The 13,232-nt window shown below is 46.8% G+C and carries 21 protein-coding genes; 18 read left to right on the forward strand and 3 right to left on the reverse strand.

What is annotated here, in order from left to right; genetic code table 11:
* Window positions 1-22 precede the first annotated feature (22 nt).
* From V4534_01925 to V4534_01960, 8 genes are all read left to right on the forward strand, one after another.
* Window positions 23-697 carry a hypothetical protein gene (locus V4534_01925; GenBank protein ID MES2503614.1) on the forward strand — a complete coding sequence of 225 codons (675 nt, stop codon included), beginning with the start codon at window positions 23-25 and terminating at the stop codon, window positions 695-697.
* A 5-nt stretch (window positions 698-702) separates the two neighbouring features.
* Entirely contained in the window at window positions 703-1,809 is a 1,107-nt protein-coding gene (locus tag V4534_01930; protein MES2503615.1) for a hypothetical protein, read from the forward strand.
* Window positions 1,810-1,823: 14 nt separating this feature from the next.
* Window positions 1,824-2,114 carry a hypothetical protein gene (locus V4534_01935; GenBank protein ID MES2503616.1) on the forward strand — a complete coding sequence of 97 codons (291 nt, stop codon included), beginning with the start codon at window positions 1,824-1,826 and terminating at the stop codon, window positions 2,112-2,114.
* A 33-nt stretch (window positions 2,115-2,147) separates the two neighbouring features.
* Window positions 2,148-2,690: a hypothetical protein gene (locus tag V4534_01940; protein ID MES2503617.1), complete on the forward strand. Its 543-nt coding sequence runs from the start codon at window positions 2,148-2,150 to the stop codon at window positions 2,688-2,690.
* Between the two features lie 63 nt (window positions 2,691-2,753).
* A complete protein-coding gene (locus V4534_01945; GenBank protein MES2503618.1) occupies window positions 2,754-3,269 on the forward strand; it encodes a hypothetical protein in 516 nt (171 codons plus the stop codon).
* Entirely contained in the window at window positions 3,266-3,925 is a 660-nt protein-coding gene (locus V4534_01950; GenBank protein ID MES2503619.1) for a hypothetical protein, read from the forward strand. The genes V4534_01945 and V4534_01950 overlap by 4 nt, the downstream gene beginning before the upstream one ends.
* A gap of 128 nt (window positions 3,926-4,053) precedes the next feature.
* Window positions 4,054-4,485 carry a hypothetical protein gene (locus tag V4534_01955; protein MES2503620.1) on the forward strand — a complete coding sequence of 144 codons (432 nt, stop codon included), beginning with the start codon at window positions 4,054-4,056 and terminating at the stop codon, window positions 4,483-4,485.
* A 13-nt stretch (window positions 4,486-4,498) separates the two neighbouring features.
* Complete coding sequence (locus V4534_01960) at window positions 4,499-4,795, forward strand: hypothetical protein (GenBank protein MES2503621.1); 297 nt, start codon at window positions 4,499-4,501, stop codon at window positions 4,793-4,795.
* A 9-nt stretch (window positions 4,796-4,804) separates the two neighbouring features.
* Here the strand turns inward: V4534_01960 and V4534_01965 are convergent, their stop codons facing one another.
* Both V4534_01965 and asnS read right to left on the reverse strand, forming a co-directional pair.
* Window positions 4,805-5,512: an MBL fold metallo-hydrolase gene (locus tag V4534_01965; GenBank protein ID MES2503622.1), complete on the reverse strand. Its 708-nt coding sequence runs from the start codon at window positions 5,510-5,512 to the stop codon at window positions 4,805-4,807.
* Window positions 5,509-6,801 (reverse strand): asparagine--tRNA ligase, encoded by a 1,293-nt coding sequence (gene asnS / locus V4534_01970; GenBank protein MES2503623.1) that lies wholly within the window; start codon window positions 6,799-6,801, stop codon window positions 5,509-5,511. The genes V4534_01965 and asnS overlap by 4 nt, the downstream gene beginning before the upstream one ends.
* Window positions 6,802-6,828: 27 nt before the next feature.
* On the opposite strand from asnS, the gene V4534_01975 reads away from it, so the two are divergent.
* The 10 genes from V4534_01975 to tatC are packed head-to-tail and all read left to right on the forward strand — an operon-like array spanning window position 6,829 to window position 12,900.
* Complete coding sequence (locus V4534_01975) at window positions 6,829-7,401, forward strand: thymidine kinase (protein ID MES2503624.1); 573 nt, start codon at window positions 6,829-6,831, stop codon at window positions 7,399-7,401.
* Entirely contained in the window at window positions 7,392-8,210 is an 819-nt protein-coding gene (locus V4534_01980) for a uracil phosphoribosyltransferase (GenBank protein MES2503625.1), read from the forward strand. Before V4534_01975 ends, V4534_01980 begins: the two co-directional genes overlap by 10 nt.
* Window positions 8,197-8,718: a hypoxanthine phosphoribosyltransferase gene (hpt, locus tag V4534_01985; protein MES2503626.1), complete on the forward strand. Its 522-nt coding sequence runs from the start codon at window positions 8,197-8,199 to the stop codon at window positions 8,716-8,718. The genes V4534_01980 and hpt overlap by 14 nt, the downstream gene beginning before the upstream one ends.
* Window positions 8,719-8,730: 12 nt before the next feature.
* Window positions 8,731-9,600, forward strand: coding sequence for a GGDEF domain-containing protein (locus V4534_01990; protein MES2503627.1), 870 nt, complete (start codon window positions 8,731-8,733; stop codon window positions 9,598-9,600).
* A gap of 18 nt (window positions 9,601-9,618) precedes the next feature.
* Window positions 9,619-10,161, forward strand: coding sequence for a DJ-1 family glyoxalase III (locus tag V4534_01995; GenBank protein MES2503628.1), 543 nt, complete (start codon window positions 9,619-9,621; stop codon window positions 10,159-10,161).
* Window positions 10,155-10,997 (forward strand): aldo/keto reductase, encoded by an 843-nt coding sequence (locus tag V4534_02000; protein MES2503629.1) that lies wholly within the window; start codon window positions 10,155-10,157, stop codon window positions 10,995-10,997. The genes V4534_01995 and V4534_02000 overlap by 7 nt, the downstream gene beginning before the upstream one ends.
* Window positions 10,998-11,186 carry a hypothetical protein gene (locus V4534_02005; protein ID MES2503630.1) on the forward strand — a complete coding sequence of 63 codons (189 nt, stop codon included), beginning with the start codon at window positions 10,998-11,000 and terminating at the stop codon, window positions 11,184-11,186.
* A 16-nt stretch (window positions 11,187-11,202) separates the two neighbouring features.
* A complete protein-coding gene (gene truA / locus V4534_02010; protein ID MES2503631.1) occupies window positions 11,203-11,988 on the forward strand; it encodes a tRNA pseudouridine(38-40) synthase TruA in 786 nt (261 codons plus the stop codon).
* Window positions 11,982-12,197, forward strand: coding sequence for a twin-arginine translocase TatA/TatE family subunit (locus V4534_02015; GenBank protein ID MES2503632.1), 216 nt, complete (start codon window positions 11,982-11,984; stop codon window positions 12,195-12,197). Before truA ends, V4534_02015 begins: the two co-directional genes overlap by 7 nt.
* Window positions 12,181-12,900: a twin-arginine translocase subunit TatC gene (gene tatC, locus V4534_02020; protein MES2503633.1), complete on the forward strand. Its 720-nt coding sequence runs from the start codon at window positions 12,181-12,183 to the stop codon at window positions 12,898-12,900. The genes V4534_02015 and tatC overlap by 17 nt, the downstream gene beginning before the upstream one ends.
* On the opposite strand, the gene V4534_02025 is transcribed toward tatC, so the two are convergent.
* Complete coding sequence (locus V4534_02025) at window positions 12,844-13,197, reverse strand: response regulator (protein MES2503634.1); 354 nt, start codon at window positions 13,195-13,197, stop codon at window positions 12,844-12,846. The two genes, tatC and V4534_02025, sit on opposite strands and share 57 nt — an antisense overlap.
* Window positions 13,198-13,232 lie beyond the last annotated feature (35 nt).

Genomic DNA, 13,232 nt, shown 5'->3' on the forward strand with positions numbered 1-13,232 from the left:
TTACTTTTACACAAGGTTTTAAATGAAAATATTATCTATACTATTTGCGACTGCTTCCTGCTTGGCTTTTGGCCAACCTGAGATTTTAATTGAAGCAACGGGTAAAAATCCAAACGAGCGTCACGTCAATGCAACCCCCGACTTGATTGAATTGCTTGTTGATATTGACCCGAAAGCATACGGCTATCGCGCACAATCACACGACATGGCTGTGAATATGACTGCGGATCCACTGCTGAACGGTCGCTTTACTTTGGACTATAACTATAAATTGAGCTCACACTGGAAGCTGGTATTCCCCGTATCGTTTGAGCACACGAGCCTGGTGCTGCCCTTCGCCCTTCCAGTAGGCATTAGCTCTAATAATAGGATCGACAGCCAATGGTCCCTATTAGCAGGAGTTGGCGCGAAGCTACGCCTTTCCGAATGGATGCAAAAATCCAGCTTCTTTATCGAAGGCTGGCTCCAATCCGGTGTATATGCCCAAAATGCCAAAGGTTTTAGCGACACCCGCTATGCCGCCCGCATCCGCCCTTCCCTATATGTAGGCTGGGAACGCATTTTTGAAAGTGGTCTAGTATTCGGTATTAAGACAGGAATTGAAGCGAATTTAAACATACTAACAGGCACCCCTCTTGCGTATTCAGACAATAATGTTAACTTTGTGCCTGCGATTAACTTAGGATTTGCTTGGTAACTAATATGAAATTAAATCTAATCATAGCAACCGGCCTTTTAAGCCTCATAAGCGCCTGCGGCGGTCGTAGTCTAAACATAGACGCGATTGACCTAAGCCGCTACACGCTAAACTTGAGCGAATCACAGGACCAGTTCCCGGCTTATGTAAAGCTGATGACGCGTACCAGCGCTGCCGCCAAATTCTGTTCGACGGTGAACACCCCTGTTTGTCGTTCAGAGCAAGATATCTGGACAAACAAGGTCGCTGAGATTTGCGTTGAGCATCTGTCCAACGTTTGCCATATGGCCAGCCAGGTAATACCTGGTGAAGTAGAGGAAATAGCGAAATTTTTTGCTGATAAAGAGCACGCAAAGCACTTATATGTTGTGGGTAAATCTAACGCAGATGTAGACGCCCGTATGTTCGCCATGGCCCGACAAGATAAGGGCTCTCACATTGTTAAGATCCTCTCAGATAGAATGACTGATGATGCGAAAGCGCAAGGTTGGACAGAGTCTGAATACAGCGCCGTATTGGCTGCGGTATTGAAAAAGTATCACACCAAGTCAACTATCTTTTATATTAAAGGCCACAGTACTGACTATGCTTCTTATAACGCGGTTATAAATGCTGAGTATTCAGAGAGTCAAGGACGGGAGCGCTTGTTGCTTCAGTTTGTGCCTTTACCGGAGCTAGTTGGGTATGCACAGGAGCTTGCTAAAGCTAAAGGTATTTCCCCATTAGATGCTTTCAGGGCTTCTCTACTGGTATTCGCTTTCCTTCCGCATTATGCGTTTTTAACTGAGATTGATCAGGTTTTAGAATCAAGTAAGATGATTAGAGGCGCCTCGGATGCAATCCTCGAAGCTGCTTTTGCTCAATATCAGTTAAAAGATCGATTGCAGAGAAACAACTTCGATGTGAAAAATAAAATGAAATTATTTGCATCAGAATATTCTCAGTTTACTTACGGCAAGATGAATACCGTCAGTGAAATGGTGAAAGAATACTCCGCTGCGTTTACTGATGAAAGCGCTCGTAATGTGAGCGATTTATATGAAATGATAATGTCACTAGACAAAACCATTGATGACATGGGAACTAGATTCCGAAAATTTGAAATTATTTAAAGGGAGAACTAAAAATGAAAACGATGAACTGGATGTTGCTATTAACTTTAACTGTTGCTGGATTCGCGGACGCTAAAACTTGGGCAGAAAGAAAAGCCGAAGCAAAGACCAAAATGGCTTTGACTGATACTAATCTTATGGCTGCCCTCGATGCCTTCGGCACACAAATGATTAATCTGAAAAACAGCAGGGAAGCGCATATGGACCAAACCGCTGAGAACGGAGTTATGGCGGAGCATGCGGTAGATGGCGTTCGCAAAATAGCTGCCAAACTGGAAAGTGTTGACCTAAGCGAAAGTAAATAGTCGTTACAATGATTTGACTTAAAATAGGACTTTATGAGAAAACTGGCTGTAACATCTTTAACATTAATAATGCTGACGAGTACTCTTTCTTTTGCTGCTACTTGGGAAGAAAGAAAAAGTGCGGCTAAAGCTAGATTAGCTTTGAGTAACAAGCCACTTGAGGATGCTTTGCAGCAGTTTTCCGGTTCTATGACTACCGAATTTGGTAAGGTCAAAGGCGAGTTTGATAAGAAAGTGAACGTTTTAACTAAAGAAAATGAAGATTTACGCAAGAAAATAGGACAGCTATCTTCTTCCTTTGATGTTCAAGTGGGTAACACGCCGCTTGCTAGGACTATTATTTCTGATGAGGAAAAGGTCGGGCGCCCTCGGCCCGAGTTTCTGGATAAGAATATATGTAGTACTTTGAGCGCAAGGTATCTTTCTTCGTTGCCTTCCGGCAAATTTCTAGTCCAATGCACTACTGAAACTGACACAGCATGTCTGAAAATTGAAAACAATTTTTTAGATCAGGATTGGCCGGCAGTGCTAGAAATTGACTTGCCCTATCATTGTATACGTTTTGAATCTCAATAGAATTTTTAGCTAATAGACTTTTTGCAAAGCCTAATTGTTTTGCATTCGCACAATTACAATATTATGAAATATATATTTATTATCAACCTAGTTCTAATGTCATTTTCTGCAGACGCCATTAAATGCGCGAAAGGCTACGAGCCTTACGAACATTTGGGTAAGGAAAAGTGTCGGTCGAAATGCGAATCTGGCGAACGCAATGCTGAGGGAACTTGTGTTTCACCAGTAAAAGAGAAAGCCTGCCCGCCTTCGCAGCATTTGTCCGGCAGTGAGTGTGTTGACAGATGCCGTGCGCAGTCAAATCAAGTATTTGATGCAGATAGTAAATCATGCGTCTGCTCGACTGGTTTTGAACGAATCGAAGGGGACTGTTTGGTTCTTTGCCCTGCGGGCACGAAGCGCCATCTAAAGGATTGTGCATTAATTCCCGTGGAAACGAGAGCTATTTCTGCCACAACGATAGGTGTTGTCGCAGCTGCCGCTACTGTTCTTAGTTTTATAGGGGCTGCAGTTTGGGCTGATATTGCGCGGGCAAATAAAATTGAAAAGGCTTTGCAAAATATGGGGAAACAACAATGAAATATTTATTATTAATCACCTGCTTAACTTCTTCCTCCTTTCTATTTTCTAATCCAGACGAAGCGAGGCGCCTGGCTGAGCGAGCTAGTGGTGCCATGGAAGATGGCGATGTCGAATCAGCTATGGATATGTGGGCTCAGGCGGTTAGTTTAGACCCCACGATCGCTGGAGCATTTCCCTTGCTTGCTTCGACCACACAGATCTTGCCAAAAGGCGGCAGTGCCTTTGCATATTTAGGCGGCATAATCCGCAAATTGGTAGGACGAAAAAATTCGCGTGATGCGGCTAGAAGACTAGGCGCTGCCTACAAAGAAAGAGTTGGTAAACATAGAACTGTGAGCGGGTTCTTAAGCCAATTCGTGTCAGGTTTGCAATTACCTGTCAGAAGAGCGGCCGTGGATTCTGCAAATATGCATTTGCCAATGGGGTGGCAAATTAGCGCAGCGCAACAAAGAGGTGGCCAGCGAACGCCTTTCGTTTTAAGTGGAGATAGCCAACTAGACCCAGTGTTATGGAGCCAGATTCAAGCTGCTCTTGCTGCCGGTAGCACTACAGGCGCTAGAGCCTCAACTGGTTCAAATCAAGATGCTCAATCAACTCGTGCTTTAAATAGCACCGACTCGGGTGAGGACTCTGACGAAGATCATACACGTTAAGAGTTGAGCCCCACTTGTGGGGCTTTTTTGAATCCGCAAAAAACTTCTTGTAAAGCCGTTTTCAACGCTCTATCTTTTGGGAAGAAGTCGAGATGTATTAGTTCACTTAAAAATCGATGGAGATTTATATGAAAAATTTACTGTTCAAAGTTATCCCTTTCGCACTAGTTGCAACTGCTGGTTATTCTCAAACTCAGTTGGAAACTCATCTAGATCATGCTTTGAAAGATGCGCAAGAGTTAACAAAAACTGCGCAAACTGCTCAAGCCGATCTTGCTAAAGCGCAAAAAGAGATTGCTGAGTTAAAAAAGCAAAACCAGTCTTATGGAGACGAAGTTAAGACACTTAAGTCAAAATCGGCTAGATCGAAAAAGGAAGCTGCCGAATTTGAGCAATTACGTCGGCAAAATGAAGCTTTGACTAATCATAATGAATCTTTGAAGCAGAAGTTAAGCAAAGCGAATGAATTTTTTAAAAGTTTTAATTCAGACGCTGTAGAAGCACAAGATAACGCTCAGGAAGCTGTCAAATCTACTGAAGACAGTTCGGTGGAAAAGTAATAAGAGAGTTGAAATGAAACTTAATTTATTCTCGTCACTTGTGCTAATTGCTTTCGTCTCTTCAGTTTCGGTTGCGGATAACAATCTGCCCAAAACAGAACCTGAGGTGACCGAGGTATCTGCCAAAGAGTGGAAAAAGTCGGCGGCAGAAACTAAAGATGCTCTCGCGCATTTGGGCGGTACGCTGCGCGTGCTTGCCCAAAATGTTTACCAAGAAGAAGTCAAACCTGCCGGCCACGCGGTTAAAGAAACCGCTTTAAAGTTCTGGAAAAAGGTTGAGAAGATATTTGGTAAAGACGCAGAGCTCTAAGGGCTATCTTTAAAAACCCCTTACACGTTTCCAGGTGGGCAGATCTTTGATGCTCATCATGGGGTTATTCGCGCGCACTACCCCAAGAGATGCCTGTTCTCCTCCGTAGGCGTGACCTGGGTAAAGTGTCATATTGTCTGGCAGCGAGCTAAAGCGCTGCGTTAAAGTCTCATACATTTGTTCAGAGTTGCCGCCGGGTAGGTCTACTCGGCCGCAGCCTTCTAGAAATAACGTATCACCTGAAATTAGACTGTCTTTTAGCCGAAAGCACATGGAGCCAGGCGTATGGCCCGGGGTGTGTAGTAGCTCGATGGAAATGCTGCCTACCTGAACGACATCGCCGGATTCATGCAAAGCGAGATCCGATTTAGACATTCCGGTGATTTGGGTGATGCCAGGCGCTTCTAGTTTATGAGCGTGGCATTTGCACGGATTTAAGCGCATGAGCTCAGCCAGACCTTCGATGTTCAGGCCGTAGGCGCTGCCGCCGATGTGATCGGGATGATAATGGGTGGCCAATGCGCCGGTGATTTTCATGCCGTCGGTGGCTGCGATGTCTAAGATTTCTTGGATTTCCCAGGCTGGGTCTACCACCACGCATTCGCGGGTGGTTTTATCACCTATCAAATAGATGAAGTTCTCCATTTGAGCAGCGAAGGGGTTGTTCTGGCCAAAGTCTCGGCCACCTAAGAGCTGCTTAAAGTAGAGCTCGCTCACGGGCTAAGCCTGTCGAGCGTTCTAGCAAACGGGATGGTCTCTCGCACGTGATGCAGGCCGCAGACCCAGGCGACGCAGCGCTCGATGCCCATGCCAAAGCCTGCGTGGGGGACGGAGCCGTAGCGGCGCAGGTCTAAGAACCATTCAAAATCAGATTGATTGAGGCCATGGCGCTTGATTTCGGCTAGGAGCAGCTCAAGGTTGTCTTCACGCTGCCCGCCTCCGATGATTTCACCGTAGCCTTCAGGGGCTAAGATATCCATGCATTTGGCGTAGGTTGGATTTTCCGGGTCTTTCTTCATATAGAAGGCTTTGATCGCAGAGGGGAAATGGGTCACGACCAAGGGTCTATCGTATTGTTTGGTCAGCTCGGTTTCATGCGGAGAACCAAAATCGCCGCCCACGTCGATTTCCATGCCGAGTTCTTGGATTTTCTTGCAGGCATCCAAGTAATGCAGGCGTGGGAACGGCTTTCTTGTGTTTTTTAAGATCGTTAGGTCGCGTTCTAGGATGGTCGTTAGGTCTTTTTCGTGCTGGTTTAATACCCTGTCCACCACGAAGCATAGAAAGTCTTCTGCCAGGTTAATATCGCCTTCTAGGTCCATGAAGGCGGCTTCGGGCTCGACCATCCAGAATTCGTTTAAGTGGCGCCTGGTTTTGCTTTTTTCAGCTCTAAAGGTTGGGCCGAAGCAATAAGTTTTACCGAAAGCCATGCAGGTGGCTTCTTGATAAAGCTGGCCGGATTGAGACAAAAAGGCTTTTCGGTCATCGAACCATTTGGTCTCAAACAAAGTTGAAGTGCCTTCACAGGCATTAGGCGTGAAAATTGGGCTGTCGACTAACAGATAGCCATTTGAGTCGAAATAATCGCGGGTGGCTTTCACGATGGTGGCACGAATTCTTAAAATAGCGTGCTGACGCATGGAGCGTAGCCATAGGTGCCTGTTATCCATCAAGAAGGCATCTCCATGGTCTTTTTTGGAGATGGGGTATTCTTCGGAGCGGCTAACTACCTGAAAGCCAGTGACTTGCAGTTCATAGCCGCAAAAGGGCGCCCGGTCGTCTTTTTTGACCATGCCGGTGATGGTGAGCGAAGATTCTTGGCTGAGGCCTTTGGCAGCTTCAAATTCGGCTTCAGAAACGTCCGCTTGGCTCATGACAGCTTGGATAAAACCAGAGCCATCCCGAATTTGTAGAAACAGAATTTTTCCCGAGCCACGCTTATTGTAAAGCCAGCCATTTAGGGTTACCTGCTGCCCTTCACTATTTGAAATATCTGCAATTGTCATAAAAGGACTTATTAAACCATGGAAAGAATGCGTCAACTCAATACTGGAATCATCGAAGTTATTTGCGGCCCTATGTTTTCGGGGAAAACCGAGGAGTTAATTCGCCGCCTTCGCCGCGCTAAGATTGCTAAACAGAGAGTTGTCGTTTTCAAACCTTCAATCGACAAGCGATTTGATGAAGTTCAAATTGTTTCTCATTCAGCGCAAAAGATTCCGTCTATCCCTGTTGAGGACGTTGAATCGATTCAGCACTGCCTGGATCAATTGGATGCACCGCCTGATTTAGTGGGGATCGATGAAGCGCAGTTTTTTGATGCTTCTTTGGTTAACTTCGTGGAAGGTTTGGCCGATTCAGGTGTTCGCGTGATCTTATCTGGTCTGGATCAAGATTCGACCGGAAAGCCTTTTGGTCCGATGCCTGAACTATTGGCTGTTGCTGAGATCGTGACAAAGCAGTATGCCGTGTGTGTGGTGTGTGGAGCATTTGCCAGTAAGAGTTTCCGTTTAAAATCCGAGGCTACCCAAGTTTTGGTTGGTGCGAGCGACAGCTATGAAGCGCGCTGCAGAGCTTGCTACCACCAAGGGACTTCATGCCAGTAGACATCGCTTACCAAAAAATTCCGCATCGCCAGAGTGAAATTGAGCACCTCTACGGTCCTCAGGTGCATATTTTAGCGGACCCTTTTTTGCTCTCTCATTTGGCTTTTTTGTGTGAACAGCACACGGGCCAACCGGCCATCAATAGCGTGGTGAGAGATCTTTATCAGTATTTGATTAAAGCTGTTTTAAACGGCGAGTTTCCCCGGGCGCAAACTCAGGTGAACACCCGCATGATCGAGCATTCTCCTTTGGGTGTTTGGTGCGGAGAAGTGTTAGAGCGGCAGGTTAAAACTGTAACGGTTAATATCTTGCGCGCGGGTACCATGCCGAGCCAAGTATGCTTTGATTATTTGAATAAGACTTTGGAGCCCTCAGGCGTCCGCCAGGATCATGTGGTGATGTCGCGGGTAACTGACGGTAAGAACCAGGTAACGGGCTCGCATTTGGGCGATAGCAAGATCGGTGGCACGGTAGATAATGCGATTGTTATCTTCCCAGACCCGATGGGCGCTACAGGCAGCTCGCTGAGCACCGTGATTTCGCATTACAAAAAAAATGTCGTTGGCAATGCGGCCAAGTTCATTGCGGTGAACTTGATTGTTACGCCGGAATATTTAAGGCGCTTAAAGACCGATCATCCGGAAGTTATCGTCTATGCGCTTAGACTCGATCGGGGCGCTTCTTCGGAGCGAATTTTAAATGAAACACCAGGTCGGTTTTGGGACGAAGAAAGCGGCCTCAGTGAAAATCAATACATCTTGCCGGGCGGCGGCGGATTTGGGGAGATAATGAATAATGCCTACTGTTAATACACTGTTGTCAGCTGAAGTAATTGCTAATCGCATTGCAGAGCTTGGGAAGGAAATTTCCGAGCGCTATGCACATTTGGAACAGCCTTTGATGCTGGTTGGCGTTTTAAAGGGCTCGTTTATCTTTTTAGCGGATTTGTGCCGGCAGATATCCATCCCTTTGGAGGTCGAGTTTATCGGTGTTTCTTCCTATGGCGAGGCGACAAAATCTTCAGGTGTGGTCCAAATCACTCAAGATTTGACTAAGCCTATCAAAGAACGCGCTGTGCTTTTGGTGGAAGATATCGTAGACACCGGTTTAACCGCTCGGTATCTGCTGGATAATTTTAAGACCCGGGAGCCATCTAGCATTGCGCTTTGCTCTTTGCTTGAAAAGCCGACCCAAAATCAGGGTACAATACCGGTAGACTTTTGTGGGTTTCAAATACCTGACCAGTTTGTCGTCGGCTACGGACTAGATTGGGCGCAGAAAATGCGCAACCTCCCATATGTTGGAGTGGTGGAGTGATGCTTGAAAGACGTGCTGCTATTTTCGAAGGTCGGTCGAAATAAGAACGGCTTCAATGAGAAAAGCCTAACGGTTTACCTCTTGGAGCTAAGCTTACTGATCGCCCAGTCACGGTTACCAGAAGCAGCCAATTTAGTTGCTCAAATTACTGGATCCGATGCCGTTTTATTAAAGCTGTCGCCCGAGATCTTTTCGACGAGTTTAAGCGAAGTCGATCAGTCCTTTCTAAGGGGTGAAGTTAAGCCCAAAGTCGGGCAGCTCAATAAGCTTAACTCCCTTTTGGAAACTGACTTGATGAACCTGGGTAGGCTTGAAGTCGGCGCTTATGCAGAAAACGATGTTTTGATTGCGGGTAAAATCGAACGGCATTTGAGCGAAGATCTTGCCAGGCGAGCGCGTTATGAAGAAGCGATTAAAGACGCGCAAACTGGTTTCTTTGGACGTGAACTGTTTTTTGATTTTCTGGAACACGAGTTTAACCGCTCGCTTCGATACCAGGCGCCCATGTCGCTGATATTGATGGATATCGATGGTTTTTCCAAGGTCTCCAATGCTGATCTTGTATTAAGTAAAACGGCGATGAGGATTCGGGCGGAAACCCGGCAGGGTGATTTTATTGCGCGGCTTTCGGAAAAGACGTTTGCATTGATTGAACCTATTACGACCATTCAAAATGCGAGTGAAGCGGCTTCTAGAATTCTGGCTAAATTCAAGCACTTACCGGTGCTTATTCAAGAGACACCTTTGCAAATCCATCTGTCGATTGGCGTTGCCAGTTTGTCTCCTCAAGATGAATCACCAGTTGCCTTGATTGAAAAAGCGGATGTGGCATTGCAGGCCGCCAAACGCCTGGGCGGAAACCAGATTGTGGTTTTCGACTAATGCGTTATGACGACGAGAATGACATCCATCTTGATCCCTATCGCAGACGGCAGCGAAGAAATAGAGGCCGTCACTTTAATTAACGTCCTTCGCAGAGCCGGCTTTGACGTGACCGTTGCCAGCGTCTCTCAGCTTGAAATCAAAGGCGCTCGGCAAATCAAATTAACCGCAGACAAGAAGTTGGAGGAATGCCAGCACGAATCTTTCGATGGCATCTTTTTGCCCGGCGGAATGCCTGGAGCCACCAACCTTGCTGCCTGCGAGCCTTTAATCGCCATGCTCAAAAAGCATGCGGGTGCAGACAAATATTATGGGGCTATTTGCGCCTCCCCCGCGGTGGTCTTAGCTGCCAATGGCCTTTTAGATGGAAAGAAAGCGACCACATATCCTGGCTTTGAAGCAAAGTTGCCTGACCAAACTTGCGCACAGGAACGCGTTGTCGCTGATGGCAACTGCATTACGGCGCAAAGCCCAGGTTCAGCGCAGGAATTCGCCCTGCGTATCATCGCTCACTTGGCCGGTGAAGGTAAATCAAAGGAAATTAGAGGCGATTTGTGCTGAACGTCAGCCGAATTGGCCTAGGTGGCATGCCGCTGTCTATCAGTGGCAGGCCTTTTGAAGCAGATGCCCTGGCTGTCATTCGAGCCGCTTTAGAGCTGGGCGTTGATTTTATCGATACGGCCAATGTCTATTGTCAAAGCGATGAAGATATTGGTCACAACGAACGATTGATTGCTAAAGCTTTGAAAAACTGGCGGGGCGACCACACAGTTTACATTGCCACCAAGGGTGGCCTGGAGCGCCCAGATGGCGCCTGGACCCAAAATGCCAGACCGAAGGCATTGCGCCTCGCTTGCGAGAAGAGCTTAAAAGCTTTGGAGGTCGAAAGGATATTTCTGTATCAATTGCATGCGGTTGATGCGCAGGTGCCTTTGGAAGATTCGGTTGGTGAAATCATGAGACTGCAAGAAGAAGGCAAAGTTCAGCATATCGGCCTATCTAATGTAGTTGTGGATGACATTAAAAGGGCGTTGGCCATGACACCTATTATGAGTGTTCAAAATCGTTTTAACCCACTTTGTCAGCGTGACATTGAAAATGGCGTGATTGAAACCTGTTTAAAATATAAGTTAACTTACCTTGCTTATAGCCCGGTTGGAGGCGGAAACTGGCATAAGGCCTTGGGAAATCACCCGACCTTACTTGATATTGCCAAGAAATATGGTATTAGCTCCTTCCAGGTCATGTTGGCTTTTGCCTTAGGTCAGGGACCTCATGTCGTAGCCATTCCGGGCGCCAGTAAGATTGCGAGCATAAAAGATAGCGTTCAAGCGTTACAAGTAATCATAGAGCCGACGGATATGAAACGAATCAGTGACTTGGAAATGGTGGTTTAGATGACAGACAAAAAAAAGAACGATCCGCTACAATTCGACAAACGTGTGATGCACAGATTTGTGCAAAATCATAAAATGACTGCCGCTGAAGTTCAGCAGCATTTGACCAAATTACCTGATTTGGAAAGTCAAAGTGAAGACATTGCTTCGCGAATTTTTACTGAGAAAAAGGGGCATGGAAGCCGTTAAGACGTGGCGATTGTGGGTGTCCTATCTCGGCACCCCATTTGCTGGCTTTCAAGCTCAGGCCGGCGTTAAAACCGTTGAGTCGGCTTTTCACGATGCCTTCGCCAAATTAGTTCCTGAGCCGCCCGATATCACGGGTGCAGGTCGCACCGATGCGGGCGTTCATGCAAAAGGCCAAGTCCTATCTTGCCGCTTTGCCAGTCGCTTTGAGGCTAACACGCTTCCTAAAGCGCTGTCGCATTTTTTGAATCCCGAAATCATTGTCTATCGCGCAGATGAAATGCATGCTGATTTTGACGCTCAAAGGCAGTCTATCGGTAAAAGGTACGTTTATCGCCTGGCACTATCCGCGCGGGAGCAGCCTTTTAAGCACCTATACACTTGGCGCATCAAGAAGCCGCTCGATATTCAGGCCATGCGACTGGCTGCGCAGTGCTTGGTGGGTGAGCACGATTATGAGAGCTTTCGTTCATCCCAATGCGGCGCCGCACATGCCAGGCGCTATATCTGGCAAATTTCTATCAATGATGATTGGGAAATCGATATTAGGGGCAATGCTTTTTGTCATAATATGGTGCGCATTATCGTGGGCTCCCTTGTCGAAGTGGGTTTGGGTAAGCTAAAGGCTTTGGATATGCAAAGCATTCTAGATGCCAAAGACCGAACGCGCGCCGGGCGCACTGCCCCGCCTCACGGTTTAACTTTAGAAGAAGTTTATTATCCTGACGATTTAACTCAGGCGGGAATTCCCGAAGGTGCGAAATTTCCTAGATACCCGGTGAGCCTTGAGACTTGGCCATGTTAGGGGTCGGGATATTTGAACTTTTGATGATTTTCACCGTTGCGTTGTTGGTGCTTGGACCAGACCAGCTGCCTAAGGCGGCCCGGGGCCTGGCCAAAATGTTATTTGAATTTCGCAAAGCCAGCGAAGATTTGCGTCTGACCGTCATGGGCGTGAGCGAAGAGAAACAAAATGGACCCGATAAGCTACCCCTTCATGACTCATCTATCTGATTTGCGCCGCATGCTGGTGCGTGCCCTGTGGGGCGTACTGGTTGGCCTTATCGCTTGCTTTTGGGCCGCTGAGCATCTGCTCGCTTGGCTACTGGCGCCGATACAAAAGTCGATGGGCGAGAACGCTCGATTAATCGTTTTGAGCCCTCACGAATATTTTTTCACGGAAATGAAAGCGGCATTTATCGGGGGTGTTCTGCTTTCCAGCCCTTGGATATTTTATCAAATTTGGCTTTTTGTGGCGCCTGGGCTTTATAAGACCGAAAAGAAGATGGCGGCGGTTTTTGTTGGCGTGACCGCGTTTTGTTTTGTTGGCGGGGTGATGTTCGCGCAGTATTGCGTGTTTCCATCCATGTTTAGTTTCTTCTTGGGAACTTTGCCTGCTTATATTGAAGGGCAATACTCGATTGGGCTTTTGTTCGCGTTTTCCAGTAACTTGTTGCTGGTTTTCGGGCTGGTATTTGAAACACCGGTGTTGGTATTTATGCTGGCGTTCATGGACTTGGTGGCGCTGAGCACGCTCAAATCGGTCAGGCGTTATGTGATTGTGGTGGCGTTTATTGTGGCAGCCATTTTGACGCCTACGCCTGATCCGATGACGCAGACCATGATGGCCGTGCCAATGATTCTACTTTATGAGCTGGGCTTATTTTTGGCGCGGCTCGCCAAAATGCGTCTTAATCAGGTCGCTGACCTCGTTTAGGCGATAGGGCTTACGCACATGGTGATAGCTGGCATCAACCGCTTCGTTATCCCCAAAGCCGCTGGTTAAGATGATGGGAATCTCAATTTTTTTCTCTTTAATTACCGCGATAGTGTCGTAACCGCCCAGCTTCGGCATTTTGAGGTCCATGAGAATTAGATCTGGTAAGGTCTGGCTCAAAAATTCAACGCATTCGACGCCATTTTCGACTTCGCTTACTTCATACTGCAAGGCTGCCAGGTGCTCAGCTAAAGCACGCCGGATAAAGTGCTCATCCTCGCAGATTAAAATATGCATATTATAAGTCTATTATATTTTATATAAAAATCCAA

It is taken from the genome of Myxococcota bacterium, from assembly GCA_040387835.1.
GTDB lineage: Bacteria > Myxococcota > UBA727 > UBA727 > JABDBI01 > JAZKCZ01.

Bases quoted from the DNA above. Each gene is read 5' to 3' on its own strand.
- V4534_01930 (MES2503615.1), top strand. From the start codon at position 703: ATGAAATTAAATCTAATCATAGCAACCGGCCTTTTAAGCCTCATAAGC.
- V4534_01960 (MES2503621.1), top strand. From the start codon at position 4,499: ATGAAACTTAATTTATTCTCGTCACTTGTGCTAATTGCTTTCGTCTCT.
- V4534_02005 (MES2503630.1), top strand. From the start codon at position 10,998: ATGACAGACAAAAAAAAGAACGATCCGCTACAATTCGACAAACGTGTG.
- V4534_01935 (MES2503616.1), top strand. From the start codon at position 1,824: ATGAAAACGATGAACTGGATGTTGCTATTAACTTTAACTGTTGCTGGA.
- V4534_02015 (MES2503632.1), top strand. From the start codon at position 11,982: ATGTTAGGGGTCGGGATATTTGAACTTTTGATGATTTTCACCGTTGCG.
- V4534_01955 (MES2503620.1), top strand. From the start codon at position 4,054: ATGAAAAATTTACTGTTCAAAGTTATCCCTTTCGCACTAGTTGCAACT.
- V4534_01995 (MES2503628.1), top strand. From the start codon at position 9,619: ATGACATCCATCTTGATCCCTATCGCAGACGGCAGCGAAGAAATAGAG.
- V4534_01980 (MES2503625.1), top strand. From the start codon at position 7,392: ATGCCAGTAGACATCGCTTACCAAAAAATTCCGCATCGCCAGAGTGAA.
- asnS (MES2503623.1), bottom strand. From the start codon at position 6,801: ATGACAATTGCAGATATTTCAAATAGTGAAGGGCAGCAGGTAACCCTA.
- V4534_01925 (MES2503614.1), top strand. From the start codon at position 23: ATGAAAATATTATCTATACTATTTGCGACTGCTTCCTGCTTGGCTTTT.
- V4534_01975 (MES2503624.1), top strand. From the start codon at position 6,829: ATGCGTCAACTCAATACTGGAATCATCGAAGTTATTTGCGGCCCTATG.
- V4534_01940 (MES2503617.1), top strand. From the start codon at position 2,148: ATGAGAAAACTGGCTGTAACATCTTTAACATTAATAATGCTGACGAGT.
- hpt (MES2503626.1), top strand. From the start codon at position 8,197: ATGCCTACTGTTAATACACTGTTGTCAGCTGAAGTAATTGCTAATCGC.
- V4534_01950 (MES2503619.1), top strand. From the start codon at position 3,266: ATGAAATATTTATTATTAATCACCTGCTTAACTTCTTCCTCCTTTCTA.
- tatC (MES2503633.1), top strand. From the start codon at position 12,181: ATGACTCATCTATCTGATTTGCGCCGCATGCTGGTGCGTGCCCTGTGG.
- V4534_01945 (MES2503618.1), top strand. From the start codon at position 2,754: ATGAAATATATATTTATTATCAACCTAGTTCTAATGTCATTTTCTGCA.
- V4534_02025 (MES2503634.1), bottom strand. From the start codon at position 13,197: ATGCATATTTTAATCTGCGAGGATGAGCACTTTATCCGGCGTGCTTTA.